This window comes from Acinetobacter sp. YH01009 (assembly GCF_013420765.1).
GTDB classification, from domain to species: Bacteria; Pseudomonadota; Gammaproteobacteria; order Pseudomonadales; family Moraxellaceae; genus Acinetobacter; species Acinetobacter amyesii.
The window spans coordinates 37,041-52,180 of record NZ_VOYE01000013.1 but is presented as its reverse complement, the minus strand read 5'-3'; the positions used below and the strand labels follow the sequence as shown (position 1 = coordinate 52,180).

At 39.1% G+C, this 15,140-nt stretch carries 13 protein-coding genes; 2 read left to right on the top strand and 11 right to left on the bottom strand.

Features of this window, described 5'->3' with window-relative positions; all coding sequences use genetic code 11:
- Positions 1–26 precede the first annotated feature (26 nt).
- Both FTT76_RS12590 and FTT76_RS12585 read left to right on the top strand, forming a co-directional pair.
- The gene (locus FTT76_RS12590) at positions 27–1,109 is read left to right on the top strand and encodes a 3-deoxy-7-phosphoheptulonate synthase (protein WP_180008883.1); all 1,083 of its coding nucleotides are present in this window, start codon (positions 27–29) and stop codon (positions 1,107–1,109) included.
- A 270-nt stretch (positions 1,110–1,379) separates the two neighbouring features.
- Positions 1,380–2,570: a PilT/PilU family type 4a pilus ATPase gene (locus FTT76_RS12585; protein WP_168377534.1), complete on the top strand. Its 1,191-nt coding sequence runs from the start codon at positions 1,380–1,382 to the stop codon at positions 2,568–2,570.
- 97 nt (positions 2,571–2,667) lie between these two features.
- Here FTT76_RS12585 and gcvH read toward each other — a convergent pair whose 3' ends face one another.
- The 11 genes from gcvH to FTT76_RS12530 all read right to left on the bottom strand — a co-directional run bounded on the left by gcvH (position 2,668) and on the right by FTT76_RS12530 (position 15,126).
- Positions 2,668–3,042 carry a glycine cleavage system protein GcvH gene (gene gcvH, locus FTT76_RS12580; protein WP_180008881.1) on the bottom strand — a complete coding sequence of 125 codons (375 nt, stop codon included), beginning with the start codon at positions 3,040–3,042 and terminating at the stop codon, positions 2,668–2,670.
- Between the two features lie 72 nt (positions 3,043–3,114).
- Positions 3,115–4,143, bottom strand: a complete 1,029-nt coding sequence (locus tag FTT76_RS12575; protein ID WP_180008879.1) for an AraC family transcriptional regulator — start codon at positions 4,141–4,143, stop codon at positions 3,115–3,117.
- Between the two features lie 149 nt (positions 4,144–4,292).
- Positions 4,293–4,742: a MaoC family dehydratase gene (locus FTT76_RS12570; RefSeq protein ID WP_180008877.1), complete on the bottom strand. Its 450-nt coding sequence runs from the start codon at positions 4,740–4,742 to the stop codon at positions 4,293–4,295.
- Positions 4,720–6,594, bottom strand: a complete 1,875-nt coding sequence (locus tag FTT76_RS12565; RefSeq protein ID WP_078193808.1) for an ABC transporter ATP-binding protein — start codon at positions 6,592–6,594, stop codon at positions 4,720–4,722. The genes FTT76_RS12570 and FTT76_RS12565 overlap by 23 nt, the downstream gene beginning before the upstream one ends.
- 95 nt (positions 6,595–6,689) lie before the next feature.
- Positions 6,690–7,973 (bottom strand): sensor domain-containing diguanylate cyclase, encoded by a 1,284-nt coding sequence (locus FTT76_RS12560; RefSeq protein WP_257220935.1) that lies wholly within the window; start codon positions 7,971–7,973, stop codon positions 6,690–6,692.
- A 635-nt stretch (positions 7,974–8,608) separates the two neighbouring features.
- A complete protein-coding gene (locus tag FTT76_RS12555) occupies positions 8,609–9,865 on the bottom strand; it encodes a mechanosensitive ion channel family protein (protein WP_373686548.1) in 1,257 nt (418 codons plus the stop codon).
- A 241-nt stretch (positions 9,866–10,106) separates the two neighbouring features.
- The gene (locus tag FTT76_RS12550) at positions 10,107–10,643 is read right to left on the bottom strand and encodes a DUF2058 domain-containing protein (protein WP_168377529.1); all 537 of its coding nucleotides are present in this window, start codon (positions 10,641–10,643) and stop codon (positions 10,107–10,109) included.
- A 12-nt stretch (positions 10,644–10,655) separates the two neighbouring features.
- Entirely contained in the window at positions 10,656–11,330 is a 675-nt protein-coding gene (locus FTT76_RS12545; RefSeq protein WP_180008875.1) for a YoaK family protein, read from the bottom strand.
- 34 nt (positions 11,331–11,364) lie between these two features.
- Positions 11,365–12,558, bottom strand: coding sequence for a serine/threonine transporter SstT (sstT, locus tag FTT76_RS12540; protein WP_180008874.1), 1,194 nt, complete (start codon positions 12,556–12,558; stop codon positions 11,365–11,367).
- Between the two features lie 204 nt (positions 12,559–12,762).
- On the bottom strand, positions 12,763–14,499 hold the full coding sequence (locus FTT76_RS12535; RefSeq protein ID WP_180008872.1) for a SulP family inorganic anion transporter: 1,737 nt from the start codon (positions 14,497–14,499) through the stop codon (positions 12,763–12,765).
- Between the two features lie 309 nt (positions 14,500–14,808).
- Positions 14,809–15,126 carry a helix-turn-helix transcriptional regulator gene (locus FTT76_RS12530; protein WP_078193801.1) on the bottom strand — a complete coding sequence of 106 codons (318 nt, stop codon included), beginning with the start codon at positions 15,124–15,126 and terminating at the stop codon, positions 14,809–14,811.
- Positions 15,127–15,140: the final 14 nt, after the last annotated feature.

Here is a 15,140-nt window from a genome sequence, read left to right as displayed (position 1 = left end):
ACGTACAGTCCAAAGGAATAGAACCAATGAATGCGCTAAATACAGCTTTACAACAAACTCAAAATTCAGAAATTCAGAAATCTACACAGTCAAAAGAAACGCTTTTGAGCTTGCCACATCAACTGAAACAACAATTACCTTTATCAGTTCATGCTGCAGAACAAATTGCTGCACATCGTGCAACGATTCAAAATATTTTGACGGGTCAAGACCCGCGTCTAATGATTATTACAGGTCCATGTTCAATCCATGATCCGATTGCTGCTTTGGAATATGCTGAAAAATTAAAACAATTACAGGCACAGGTTTCAGATCAAATTTTTCTTGTGATGCGCGCATATATTGAGAAACCACGTACTACAGTGGGCTGGAAAGGCTATATGTATGACCCAAGTTTAGATGGATCATCTAATATGCAGTTGGGCTTAGAAAAATCACGTGAGTTGTACTTACAAATTATTGAAATGGGTTTGCCGATCGCCTCTGAAATTTTAAGCCCAATGGCGACAGGTTATTTTGATGACCTTTTGGCGTGGGGTGCAATCGGTGCACGTACCAGCGAATCACAAATTCATCGTGAAATCTCAAGTCATATGCCATACAGTATCGGTTTCAAAAACGGAACAGATGGATCAATCCAAATTGCTCTAGATGCCATTCAATCTGCTTCGCATCCACACCAGTTCTTAGGTATGAGCCAAACTGGCTTACCGTGTATTTTAGAATCCGTTGGTAACCCGCAAGCACATTTGATTTTACGTGGCTCCAATATAGGTCCAAATTATAGTTTGGCTGAAATAGACAAAATTCGTAGTAAAGTAAAAGGCGATTTACCGGCTTTAGTGATCGATTGTAGTCATGGCAATAGCCATAAAGACCCAATGAAGCAACCTGAAGTATTACGCACAATTGTAGCAGAGCGTGAGCATACTCAAGTGCGTGGCGTGATGTTGGAAAGTCATTTGGTGGACGGAAATCAAAAAATTAGTTGTGACATGACTTATGGTCAATCTGTAACAGATGGATGCTTAGGTTGGGACAAAACCATTGATTTGATTCAACAGGTTGCGAATGAACTTCGTGCATCACAAATCAAACGTAGTGCTTAACAATCAAAAGCATACTCACTCTGAATTGATGTAGCCCAAAGCCTTAGAATATTGATTGTTCTAAGGCTTTTATTTTGAAAAATCCTTTGTTGTTTACTGTGATATAAAAATTGAAAAATGGCATATTTACTAAAATATATACTGATAATTCAGTATTTTATGTTTGAGTGAATCAAATTTTTTATGCACAATAATGTCTAAGCTCAATACAGCGCCAGAAATAATGACAATCTGTGCTTGGGTATTTGAAATTTTATATTGGGGAAGTTGATGTACACTGCTGAATTGCTGGAAGAAGCACGCCGTTTTATGTTCCACATGTTAACCAAAGTGGTTGAATATGGGGGTTCTGATTTATTTATTACGGCAGATTTTCCACCAAGTATTAAACATCAAGGCATGATGAAACCCTTTGGGCAGCAAGAACTTGATGCTGAGAAAACAAAGCTTTTCGCCTATAGTTTGATGAATGAGAAGCAGCGCAAAGAGTTTGAAACAGAACTAGAATGTAACTTTGCGATTAGTGTGCCAAACGTTTCGCGTTTTCGTGTCAATGTATTTCAGCAACAGTTACATGTGGGTATGGTCATTCGTACCATTACGGCAGAAATTCCAAATTTTGAAAAGCTTAAATTACCGGCTTCGCTTAAGCACGTGATTATGGAAAAACGTGGTTTAGTTTTAGTGGTTGGAGGTACAGGTTCAGGAAAATCAACCTCTTTAGCGGCGCTGATTGATTATCGAAATGAAAATAGTGCAGGGCATATCATCACTGTTGAAGACCCAGTGGAATATGTGCATAAGCATAAAAAATCAATGATTACGCATCGTGAAGTCGGTGTAGACAGTCATTCGTGGCATAACGCTTTAAAAAATACCTTGCGACAAGCACCAGACGTGATTTTAATTGGTGAAATTCGTGACACCGAGACTATGGAACATGCAATTGCCTTTGCTGAAACAGGACATTTATGTTTAGGTACGCTACATTCAAATAACGCCAATCAAACCCTAGATCGAATCATTAACTTCTTCCCAGAAGAGCGAAGAAATCAATTGCTTATGGATTTATCGAGCAATATGAAAGCGATTGTTTCGCAGCGTTTAATCCGGACTGAAGATGGTAAAGGACGCCGTGCAGCCGTTGAAATCATGTTAAATACGCCGCTCATTTCAGATTTGATTTTGAAAGGTGAGTTTCATGAACTAAAAGCGATCATGGCAAAATCTCGTGAAATTGGGATGCAAACTTTCGACCAAGCTTTATTTGATTTATATAATGATGGCGCAATTTCTTATGAAGAAGCTTTAAGAAATGCCGATTCAACCAATGAATTACGTTTGCAAATTAAACTAAAAAGTTCACGTGCAAATGGTACTTCAGCGGCTGCGCAATCGTTTAGTATGGTTGAAGAAAAGAAAGAAGAACCTGAAAGCACCGAAGCTTCGGAAGAAATATAAGCTGCATATTCATGCAAATGGTATATAAGCCAATTTAGCTATCAAATTGAAATAAAAAAATCAGCCTGAGGGCTGATTTTTTAGATATTAGAAATATTTACAGACCAGCTTCGTATTGTTCGCTGGTCAATAAAGCATCTACATCAGCCATATTGTCTGGTTTAATTTTATAAATCCAACCTTTGCTATAAGGTGCATCGTTTACAAAATCAGGATCATCTTCAAGGTCTGGATTGACTTCAACAACCACACCAGAAATCGGTGCATGAATATCAGAAGCGGTTTTTACCGACTCGACCACACCCGCTTGTTCACCAGCAGTGATATGTTGGCCCACATCTGGTGCTTCAACATAAACTAAATCACCCAATGCGTCTTGTGCATGATCAGAAATGCCTGTAACAACAAGGTCACCTTCAATTCGCACCCATTCATGTGTACTTGCGTACTTTAAATCTGAAGGATGATTCATTGATAACTCCTTAAATCCATTAAATTCATTTTTGGCATGAGTTATACATGCTTTTTAGGTAAAACAAAAGACTTATAAGTACGGATCTTTACGCCAATTGCTTGGGCTACGACCACTCCAACGCTTAAAAGCACGGCTAAAATTGGCGACATCGCTATAGCCCAATTCATCAGCAATTTGCTCTAAGGTAAAATCAGTCCGTGATAGAAGCGAAGTAGCATGACGGTAGCGAACTTCGTCAACCAATGTTGAAAATGAAGTCCCTTCGGCAGCAAGTTGGCGTTTAAGGGTTCGATCGGACATGTGTAGCCATTCAGCAACACTTTCAATACTTAAATAGTGCTGCTCAGAGTTGGTTAAAATGTCACGAACGCGCATGGCAATACGGTGGCGTTCGCCCAAAGCAGAAAGTTCAGCTTCACATTGATTAATGGCGATTTGACTGGCAATCGGGTCTGCATGGACCAATTTATTGGTTAAATATTGCTTATCAAAACTAAGTAGGAGATGTGGCTGATCAAATCTAAATTGGTGTCGTGGATATTTGGCAATAAACCGCTCAAAACCTTCAGGTTGAGGGAAATCAAAATCAATTTCTCCCGCAGAATAATCCACACCAGTAATTGCTTTGCCCATGCTGATCATGCCAAAAATTAAGGCAATAGAAATCTCAGTACGTAAAGGCTCAATCGTAACGTCGGTTTGTAGTTGAACAGTAGCTTTGGTTCCAAAAGTTGAGAAAAAAAGCTGTAAAAAGGGCATGCGTAACTGAATAAAACGGTTTGCCAAGACTAAGGCATCAGTTATGTCCTTCGCCGTCATGATGGCATAGCCAATAAAACCATGAATTGAGATGCGCATTTGGTTGCCCAAATGAAAACCTAGAGTTGGCTCACCAGTTAATCGTAGTGCGTGCTCTACCAATTGATTGGCGATGGGTGTTGGAATACGGAAATCTGGTTCAGCCAATTGTTCGCTGTTTAATCCGAATGGACTAAATAATGTTTCTGCAGTGTAGCCCCATCGAGAGACCACATCTAAAAGGAGCAATCCATACACTCCGGGAATACCCTGATCCTGACGGGAATTAATTGTTTTCATAGCGTTCCGTTGCAATGCGGGTTTTTCTTCTGTTCAAGGTTATATTGGCATGATTCCGTGTTGTATCCCACAAAAATTGTTGGACAAACTGACTAGGCTCAACTATTTATAGCGGCCTACCTTAGCGTTGTAAAGTAGGCCGTTAAGGATTAATTCGGTTTAAAATCTTTGGAAAAGACCACAATTTTGGTCGTAGACATATAAAGAACGTCATTGTGCTGATTGAGCGCTTGCGTAACATAGGTCACAATGCCGCGGTCTGTCTTACTTTTCGACGGAGTAATTGCAGATATTTCAACTTCTACACGAATTTTATCCCCCGGACGTGTTGGGCGCGGCCAACGCAGACTTGATTCAGAGCCAATTAAGCCATAAGCCACAAGGAAACATTCAGTCCATAAGCGCATTGTTACAGCAGCAGTATGCCAACCACTTGCCGCTAGCCCTTGAAAGATCGGGTGCTGTTGGGCTTTGACTTCATCTGTATGAAATTCCTGAGGATCAAAAGCGTTGGCAAATTGCTTGATTTCTTCAACAGTCATTTCATATTCACGACTGCTAAAGTGATCACCAACTTTAAGGTCTTCCAGATACAGCATTTTCATCTTCCTTTGATTCTACTTTATGTTGTTCTATTAAAAATCCACCGGTTTGACGCTGCCACAAGTGTGCATAAATACCATTCAAAGCGACAAGCTCTTCATGGGTGCCTTGCTCAGCAATACGTCCTTGATCCAAGACAATCAATCGATCCATTTGCGCAATTGTTGACAGTCGATGCGCAATGGCAATCACAGTTTTGCCTTGCATCAAATCATCTAAACTCGATTGAATCGCAGCTTCGACTTCTGAATCGAGCGCACTTGTGGCTTCATCTAAAATTAAAATTGGTGCGTCTTTTAAAAATACTCGAGCAATTGCAATACGTTGACGCTGACCGCCAGATAATTTAACACCACGTTCACCAACAAATGCGTCATAGCCACGTTGACCACGTAAATCGATCAATTGAGGAATGAATTCATCAGCTTTCGCTTTGCGTACTGCATCATACATTTCTTCATCAGTCGCATTCGGACGGCCATATTTAATATTTTCTTCAACCGTGCGATGCAATAACGAGGTGTCTTGGGTCACCAAAGCAATATTTTTTCTCAAGCTATCTTGAGTAATATCTTCTATATTTTGGCCATCAATCGAAATACGACCATGATTGATATCATAAAAGTGGAGTAAAAGTTGAATTAATGTCGATTTTCCGGCACCTGAACGCCCGACTATACCGATTTTTTCACCTGGTCGAATGGTTAAATTAAATTGATTGATGACCTTTTTATCATTATAAGCAAAACTGACATCTTCAAATTTAATTTCGCCTTGCTGTACTTTTAAGTCGGTTGCATCAGCTTTATCTTGAATATGAATTGGGCGGCCCATGGTTTTCATCCCATCTTGAATGGTCCCGACATTTTCAAATAGGGCAGATGTTTGCCACATCATAAACTCGGAAATACTACTGAGTTTTAAAATCATGGCGGTCGCTGCTGCAATGACCCCAAGCTCAGCTTGACCATCCATCCAGAGCCAAACGGCTGTTCCAAGTACGCCACCATATAAAACAATGATCAGCAAATTCGTCGCGATGTTGTATTTTGCAGCAAGTCGCATTTGCTTATACACCGTCACCATAAATTCTTTCATTGAGGCTTTGGCATATTGGCTTTCACGGCCCGCATGGGCAAATAATTTCACTGTTTGAATATTGGTGTAGGCATCGGTGACACGACCAGTCATTACTGCGCGTGCATTGGCTTGTTCATTTGAAATTTTGCTTAATTTTGGGATGAAATAGCATGCAGAACCAATAAATAAAGCCAGCCAAAGTAATAATGGAACAATCAACAGTGGCGATATAGCACCTAAAATCACGGTGATCGAAATCAGGTAAATGAAGACATAGGCCAACATGTCACCAAGAATAATCCAAAACTCACGTACAGCCAGTGAAGTTTGCATGACTTTGGCAGATAAACGACCTGCAAAGTCGTTGTGGAAGAAATCTAAACTTTGTTTCAGTAATAAGTTATGAAATCTCCAACGTAGGCGCATTGGAAAGGTGCTATATAGAATCTGATGTTTAATAATGGTTTGAAGGCAAGAAAAGAAGATATTTGCCAATAAAATAAAGCTTAAAATGGTCAGATTCGTCTGGTGCTGCTGTAAAAAGGTTTCAGGTTGAGACTTACTGATCCAATTGACTAATTCGCCAATTTTGGAATAAAGCAGTGCTTCAAAACTCGCTACACCTGCTGTACAGAGTACCAATAACAATAGGTATTTTTTTACACCCGTCGCAGCTTGCCATACAAAGGGGAAAAATTTTGTCGGCAATGGTTTATTCAAGTCCTGTTCAGGATAAGCGTCAACTAAATTTTCAAACCATTTAAGCATGCAGATAACCTGAGAATTTTGCTGTAATTAATCTTTCTTTCTTCAGCTCTGAGTGTAATGGATTCGCTGGTTTTTCTCCATTTTGATTTGTTTATTTACTTAAAAGCTTGGCTGCAAAAGTTCATAGAATTAAAATGTACAACCCGATTACGACCTTGGCGTTTTGCTTCGTATAGAGCAATATCGGCTTGTTTAATTAACTGATCAAGTTTGGCGTGGTTAGGGTCAATTTTGGAAACACCAATGGAGATCGAAAATTTCACCAATTGACCATCTATATAAAACTGGTATTGTTCCATTTTATGTCTTAACCGTTCAGCAATTTTTAATGCATCTTCTGGGACGGTATAAGGCAAAAGTACAATAAATTCTTCACCTCCAAAACGTGCCAACATATCGTAAAACCGCATTTCTTTACGTGCAATTTCAGCAATTTGGCATAGCACTTGATCGCCGACATCATGTCCGTATTGATCATTAATCGCTTTAAAATGATCGACATCAAAAATCAATAGACTGGTGCAGACCGTCATCGGGGTTTCTTGGATTTTTTTATTGGCGGCATGTACAAATTGGCGACGATTACTTAACTGGGTTAATTCATCCGTATGGGCAATTTTGCGAAGGGTATGAAAGTTCCAGTCATCTAGCAGCGCTCTTAGAAAGGTTTTACGAGAGTTCAGCGTTGAGTTCCAGCAGATATACATACTGAATAGCAGCACAGGAATATACACCAATAAAAAAATCGTAAAATCACCAAAATCATTAGTGCGCCATGCGCCAAAAAGTATCGCTGCCGAGATCATGGCAGAGGTCATGATCGAAGGGCGAAAATGCACATGAATACTTAAATTACCCAATACAATCAAAATAATGGCGGCATATTGATAGCTATGCACCAGTTCATTTTGCGACTGAAGTAATATCTCAAACCAGAGAATCGCTGAAAGGCAAGTGGCGAGTGGCAAAATCAAATCGAGCAATTTAATCTGTTTGATATATTTAAACAGAACATAGTTCAGGCTAAATGCACCTATAATGGCAATAATACGAATCACACCTGAAAGCATTTCTACGTCTGGCAGCACATAGCGATCTGCCCAAAAATAGATTAAAAATGCCAATTGAGCGAAATAGTTGACCTGCTTTAAATAGTCTTTCTGGTTGTAGTACAAAAATTTGTAATAAGCATTTTTAAACTGTGCCGGAATACGTGCAATCGGGTCGGATAAAGCACGCTCAATACGGACACGATTCTCTAAATCACATGCTTCTGCCTGTATGAGCGTATGTTTGGCAGAAGTGCGATTCATCGATTCTATGAGTAATTGTGATTCGTTTTTAACTGATTTCTGAGAAGGTTTCTTGGGGCCTTCCATGACCAAGCTCCTATTTTAGAAGCGTTTTTATGCAACTGTTAACAAATAGTATCTAAAATTGTCTACATTTGTATAGTATTTGTTTGGGTTTTTTTAATTACTGATGTTACGCAGTAACACCAGAAGCGTAATTTGATTTAAATAAAAGTATGATACGCGGTAACGTCATCCGCAAGTGTTTGAGACAGCACTTCTTCTAATCAAAAATGTTTTTGCGATACTTTGAATAATTTGACGCTAGTGAACGAGTTTTGCGGATGACAATGGTTTTGGGTGCTTTTGCCAAAACAAAAGTACCTCCAGCCGAAGGCTAATCCCTTTATTCACCCCCTAGATGTAAGACTCCGTCGAATAGAATTAAAAATCATTTTTAAAATGTGAAATTACTGTTATGTGCGTAACATCAGTTAATTATTTTTAGTTGTTTCAGATGCATTATATTTTTAGGAAATTATACGATCAGCGCATTTATCTAGCCTGCTCTAAATCCTTGCATTGCGCGATAAAAAAGCACTAGCAGATGTCGAATAGCTTTTAAAGAAAACGCCCCCAATATATATTCAATCGACATTGTGAATTCTTTAACCTAAAGAATTTCTTCTTCAAATATACATGGGGAGATGCGCAATTAAGTCTTAGCTTTTATCGACATTTGGTTGAACGAGGGCTTTAAAATCGGCACTAGAAGGGGCTTGATAGATTTTAAGTCCAAACTCAGGTGTGATTGCGATCAGATGGTCAAAGATATCCGATTGAATCGCTTCATAATCTTTCCATGCAATAGTTTTACTAAAAGCATAAATCTCTAAAGGAATGCCTTCACTCGTGGGTTGTAACTGACGCACCAAAATCGTTTGGTGTTGGGCAATGCCTGAATGCTGTTGTAAATAAAATTCTACATAGGCACGAAAGGTCCCAAGATTGGTTAAACGGCGCTGATTATATTGCGACTGATTGGAAAGTTGCTGATTAAACTGAGCAAGCTCTTCATGCTTATGATCAAGATATTGATCTAATAATAAAAATTCTTTGAGTTTGTTTTGCTCATCCTGAGTCATGAAATGAATAGAGCTTTGATCGATATAAAGCGAGCGTTTGATACGGCGCACACCAGACTGTGCCATACCACGCCAGTTTTTAAAGGTGTCAGTCACCAGTTTATTGGTTGGAATCGTGGTAAAGGTCTTATCAAAGTTCTGCACGGTAATGGTATGTAATGACATATCAATGACATCGCCATCCGCATTAAGCGAAGGCATCTCAATCCAGTCACCAATTCGCACCATGTCATAAGAAGAAATTTGTACCGAAGCAACCAGTGATAAAATGGTGTTCTGAAAAACCAACATGAGCACGGCCGCCATAGCACCAAAGCCAGCAAGTAATGTAAATACATCTTTTTTCAGGAAAGTACCCAAGATCATTAGGCCACACACCAAAAAAATGATCAATTTGACCAACTGCAAATAGCCTTTAATTGGTTTGTTTCTAGATTTTGGATTACGTTGATAAATCAGATTAAAAATATTCAGTAATTCAGAAATGGCCAAAGCAATGGTCAGGAAGATAAAGGCCTGACAAGCCATTTGCACGATTGAGATGAACTTCACAGATAAATGCGGGACTGTGGTTATACCATTTAAGATCACAATTGCTGGAACAATGTTGGCAAAGCGTTTTATCACACTATGTTCTGACAAAATTTGACTGTGGCTAAAGGCCATTTTAGACACGAGCTTACGAATACCACGCACCACAATTTGCTTGGCGATAAAAGTTGCAATAATGGCAAAAACAATAATGAGACTGAGCGAAGTCAGCATTTCTAGCCAAGGGTATTGATCTGACCAATCTTGAATATTTTTAATGAACTGAATTTTTTCCAAAATCATCCTACTCTTATTGATGTAAATGAAAGGGTTAATGATCAAACTATTGTAATTATGATGATTATATAAGCAATTTTATACTCGTAAACTTTACGGAGTTACGACATGTATAGTCCATAATGTTACTTATTGGGTGCTAAGAAATGATTTTTTGAAGGTATAACCTAATTGATGAACTAAAATAAATAAATGTTGAGCTAAAAAAAGCCCCCTAATTAGGAGCTTCATTAGCGATATGAAATGCTTACCACATTAAATCATCAGGAATTACATAAGCTGCATATGGATCTTCTTCATCCGTGGTTTGCTCATTCACTTCAGAATTATTCACAATAATAAAGCCTTCCATTTTCGCATTAATACGGTCGGCTAATTCTTTTGGTAAAAAAGCATAGTTGCTATTTTCACGTGCAATAACAAGACTACCCGCAACAAGGGCATTATAAATTTGCTGATTGATATAAAGCTTTTTGATCTTGGCATCATCGATAAATTGATAGGTCGATTCGCCATCGGTATCACGAATTTTATGCTGATTAATCATTTGCATGATGGCAGCTTTTAATTCTTTTTCTTGCAACACTGCTTTACGATCTTGCTCTAAAGCATGATCTTTAGCCATTTTCTGCTGCTGATCTTGCTCAATTTTCGCCTTGATTTCAGCATCTTTACTTTCACCGGTACGTTTTTCATGTACGGCTTGTTTAGACAATTTTTTTGCCTTTTTATTATCGACCAGACCTGCTTTAAGCAGTTGCGCCTGTAATGCATTTTTAACCATAGTACGTTCCAACTAATCGTGTATATGTCGATAATGAAAATAGATGATCCAATATACCGCGCTCATGATTAAACTGAGTGCGGCAGGAATCAAGAATGCGTTTAATTTTAAATAAGGATAAAGCCAACTGGCAAGTATGCCACCGACGATAAATCCCGCCAAAATTAATAAATGTAAGACCACACGTTTCGACTCAACCGGAAGTCCACGGGCTTTATAACCCAAAGCCAAACCTAAGTCCGTCAAAACACCAGAAAGGTGTGTGGTACGAATAATGGTACCTTTATAGTGGCTAACCATTGCATTTTGTACACCCATAGCCACACATGCCCAAAGCAAAGCGTAACGTGGAAAATAGGGCAATAGTAGCCAACATAGGACAATAAAAAAAGCCACTAAGCTTAATGGGACGCCATAACGTCGCGTTAAGCTAAAGTGACTATTTCCTAGAATTAGCCCACTATAAAATGAGCCAATCACATAACAGAGCAACACTAAAATCAAATAAATAATTGTAGCCGGCTGCCCTGCAATTAAAGCCATGGCTAACATACTGACATTACCCGTCATGTGAGATACCGACTGGTGCAAGATCGTCACCAGGCCGAGTACATTAATCATTCCTGCATTCACTGCGAGAAAAAAAGCACCCAGTTGTATCCAAAGCGGTAAAGTCTGAAAAGGCATGGCCTCGCCTTAAAAAGTATCCAATATCAGGATATTATCTTAAACCACGGTCTACTGCAGCTGTAAATAATACGTCAGTCGAAGAGTTTAAAGCGGTTTCAGTTGAATCTTGAAGTACGCTAATAACCATACCAATGGCTACAACTTGCATCGCGATATCACTTGAAATACCAAACAGGCCACAAGCCACTGGAATAAGCAGCAATGAACCACCAGCAACACCTGAAGCACCACATGCAGAAACGGTAGCAACGACTGATAAAATCAACATTGTGCTGAAATCAACAGAAATGCCCAAAGTATGAACTGCTGCTAGTGTGAGGACTGTAATTGTGACCGATGCACCTGCCATATTGACAGTTGCACCTAAAGGAATCGCTACGCTTGCAGTTGACTCTGGTACACCAAGACGCTTCGCAAGGTCAAGGTTTACAGGAATGTTTGCAGCAGAACTACGCGTAAAGAATGCAGTGATACCACTTTCACGTAAACATTGGAAAACCAATGGGAACGGATTTGAGCGGGTCATAAATGCCACCATTAGTGGATTGATGACCAAGGCAACAAAGAACATGGTACCAATTAAGACCGCAAGTAAGTGTGCATAGCTGATCAGTGTTTTCAAACCTGAGTCGGCAAATGTAACAGCAACCAAACCAAAGATACCGACAGGTGCAAAGTTAATCACTAAACGGATTACTTTATTCACCGCATCAGCAGCATCGGATAAGAAAACTTTAGTGGTATCTGATGCATGGCGAAATGCAATACCCAAGGCAACAGCCCAAGCTAAAATTCCAATGAAATTTGCTTCTGAAATGGCTGTAACAGGGTTTGCGACAAAACTTAATAATAAGTTTTTCAATATTTCAGCAAGACTGCCTGGCGGAACAAGATTTTCTGCAGCAACATCCAAAATTAATGTAATTGGGAATAAAAGGCTTGCTACTACTGAACTTAAAGCAGCAAGGAACATACCAATAGCGTACATCAACATAATCGGTTTAATGTAAGAATTACTGCTGCCCACTTTGAAATTTGCAATGGATGACAGTACAAGTACAAAGACCAGTATCGGTGCTACGGATTTCAATGCCTTAATGAATAAATCACCAAGCAAACTTAAATAGGGTGCAACGCCTGGAGCAACAAAAGCAACCAATACACCTAAAATAATGGCGATAATAATTCGGGTTACTAAACTCAAGCGTGTAAATGCTGAAAACATAGGAGAGCCTTGTCAGAATTACAATGACAAAATGATGAAAATTAGCCCTGTATTTTATACGAAAATGTGGAATGCTTAAAAAATAATTTAATTTAAAAATAAACCTTTGTTTTTTATAATATATTTTTGTGTATTAAAATGTAAACCCTTCAAAACTCACTGTTTATCAAATTCGCATTGATTAAACAGTGAGCTAATAGGCCTTTAAATTTGGTACTCAGAACTGGCTGTCGCAAGCTCAGTAACGGCTTGATAGTGGGTGAGAAAAATTTGACCACTCAAATGCGTGAGTAATTTTGAGTGCTGCAATTTATCCATGACAGGACCTTTGACTTCAGAAAAATGCAGTCGAATATCTAATTTTGATAATTCAGCATTTAAATCTTCCAACATTTCTAAGGCACTTAAGTCAATTGAACTGACGCTTGAGCAATTGATAACAACATGCTCTAGGTCAATATTTTGACTGACTTCATTGATCAGGAAACCTTTAAGCGTATTGGCATTTAAAAACGAGATATTTTCATCTATACGGAGCGAGAGTATATGTGGTGCGGTATAGACATGATGACGCTGTACATTACGGAAATGCTGTGTGCCCTCAACCAAGCCGATCACCGCAATATGTGGACGACTAATGCGCCATAACAACAGAATAAAGGTAGAAATAATGCCAATAATGAGACCCGTAGAAATATCGATACACACCACACCGAAAAAGGTCACCCACATCGCAATACCATCAGCTTTTGAATAACGCCAAGTATCCACAAAAGGTTTAAAGTCGACTAATTTCCAAATAGAAACAATAATCGTGGCCGCCAAGATCACTAAGGGCAAGTCTTGGAAAAAACCAGTGAAGTAAAGACTGACAACGATAATCAGCAATGACGACAACACGCCAGCCATCGGGGTTTTTGCACCTGCATCTGCATTAACAACTGTACGCGATAAGCTACCTGTCACAGGAAAGGCGGAGCTAACCCCAGCGCTTAGATTGGCTAAACCTAGAGCGACCAACTCTTGGTTACTGTTGAGTTGGCTTCGTTGTTGTAAGGCAGTGGCTTGGGCAATAGACAGTGACTCAACAAAACTGATCATGGCAATCATTGTTGCACCGGGTAATAAGGTTTGTACCAGTTCCCAGTTCCAATGTGGAAAGCTTAAGGGTGGAAATCCTGAAGGAATTTCACCGACGGTTTTAATGCCGACATTTTGCAGGTCAAATAACATCACCGATGCAATTGAGATCACCACGAGTATCAATGGAAGTGCTTTACTTAGAAAGGCAGTAGAGCCGAATCGAGATTGAATTGATTGAGTGGCCAACATTTTTGGTACATAGATTAAAAACAGTATGGCCAGCACACCAAAGATGAGTGAAGCAAAGTGAGTTAAACTCAGGTATTCCCACAAACTTAAAACAAACTCAGGGATGTTGTTGGCTTTTAGCGGGACATCGACGAGAAACTTAAACTGACCCAGTGCAATGAGCAGAGCCGAAGCAATAATGAAGCTTTTAATGACAGGATGACTGATCAACTGAATTAAAAAACCAAAACGTAGTACACCTAGCAGCAGAGAAATCAGGCCGACCATTAAGGCCAAAAGTGTCGCTGCTTCAATATAAACAGGCGAACCAACTTCAAATAGCGGATTGAGCGTGGCGAAAGTCATCATCGAAATGATTGCCACAGGGCCAATCGATAAGGTTGAGCTTCCACCAATGAGTGCGTAGACAATCATCGGTAAAATACTGGCATATAAACCCATGATTGGGGGTAAACCTGCCAGCATGGAATACGCCATACCTTGAGGAACCAACATGGCAATCACGATCAGCGAAGCAAGTACATCAGATTTAAATTTCACAGTGCTGTAGTGCTGTAACCACTGCCAAGCAGGAAATTTCTGTAAGAAATGAGGTTTTAAATCTGACATAAACTTATCTAAATCACAATTTCATATATATTATGCATAAAAAGTGCTAAGAAGTCTTGTGCAATAAATTTTGACCGTACAATATTGCAGGAAATTTAAGGGGATATGTAAGAAACCATCATTTTAAATGAATTAATGAAAAGTATGAGCTGATTTAAAGCTTTGGATATTCGAAATAGATATAGATATTGAAATTTTGAAGAAGTATTGCGGGTAAATTGAGGTATTGAATTGCTGCCCATTGCGATAATTCATCTATAGTGGTGCAAGAACAGCATGTCTGGCTTGAAATTTTAAAATAACTAAGTGTTATTTATAAGATTGGTTGCAATACAATTGGTAAAGAGTATTGAGAACTTGAACTAAATTTGCATCTTTAATTGAATAATAAATTTGCTTTCCATCACGACGCGTGGTCACAACATCACTTTTGCGTAACATCATCAGTTGTTGTGAGAGGGTTGGCTGTTTAATATCAGTGATTTCTTCAATCTGAGACACATTCAATTCTTGCTGTGCTAGATGACATAAAATTAGTAGACGATCCGTATTTGCCAGCGACTTTAAAACGCCCACGACTAATTCGGCAGAATCACGCATAGTAGTGATTTCCAGATCGGTATTCATTGGATATGTCCATA

Coding starts and splice junctions, on each gene's coding strand:
- FTT76_RS12590 (WP_180008883.1), top strand. CDS start 27: ATGAATGCGCTAAATACAGCTTTACAACAAACTCAAAATTCAGAAATT.
- FTT76_RS12585 (WP_168377534.1), top strand. CDS start 1,380: ATGTACACTGCTGAATTGCTGGAAGAAGCACGCCGTTTTATGTTCCAC.
- gcvH (WP_180008881.1), bottom strand. CDS start 3,042: ATGAATCATCCTTCAGATTTAAAGTACGCAAGTACACATGAATGGGTG.
- FTT76_RS12575 (WP_180008879.1), bottom strand. CDS start 4,143: ATGAAAACAATTAATTCCCGTCAGGATCAGGGTATTCCCGGAGTGTAT.
- FTT76_RS12570 (WP_180008877.1), bottom strand. CDS start 4,742: ATGCTGTATCTGGAAGACCTTAAAGTTGGTGATCACTTTAGCAGTCGT.
- FTT76_RS12565 (WP_078193808.1), bottom strand. CDS start 6,594: ATGCTTAAATGGTTTGAAAATTTAGTTGACGCTTATCCTGAACAGGAC.
- FTT76_RS12560 (WP_257220935.1), bottom strand. CDS start 7,973: ATGGAAGGCCCCAAGAAACCTTCTCAGAAATCAGTTAAAAACGAATCA.
- FTT76_RS12555 (WP_373686548.1), bottom strand. CDS start 9,865: ATGATTTTGGAAAAAATTCAGTTCATTAAAAATATTCAAGATTGGTCA.
- FTT76_RS12550 (WP_168377529.1), bottom strand. CDS start 10,643: ATGGTTAAAAATGCATTACAGGCGCAACTGCTTAAAGCAGGTCTGGTC.
- FTT76_RS12545 (WP_180008875.1), bottom strand. CDS start 11,330: ATGCCTTTTCAGACTTTACCGCTTTGGATACAACTGGGTGCTTTTTTT.
- sstT (WP_180008874.1), bottom strand. CDS start 12,558: ATGTTTTCAGCATTTACACGCTTGAGTTTAGTAACCCGAATTATTATC.
- FTT76_RS12535 (WP_180008872.1), bottom strand. CDS start 14,499: ATGTCAGATTTAAAACCTCATTTCTTACAGAAATTTCCTGCTTGGCAG.
- FTT76_RS12530 (WP_078193801.1), bottom strand. CDS start 15,126: ATGAATACCGATCTGGAAATCACTACTATGCGTGATTCTGCCGAATTA.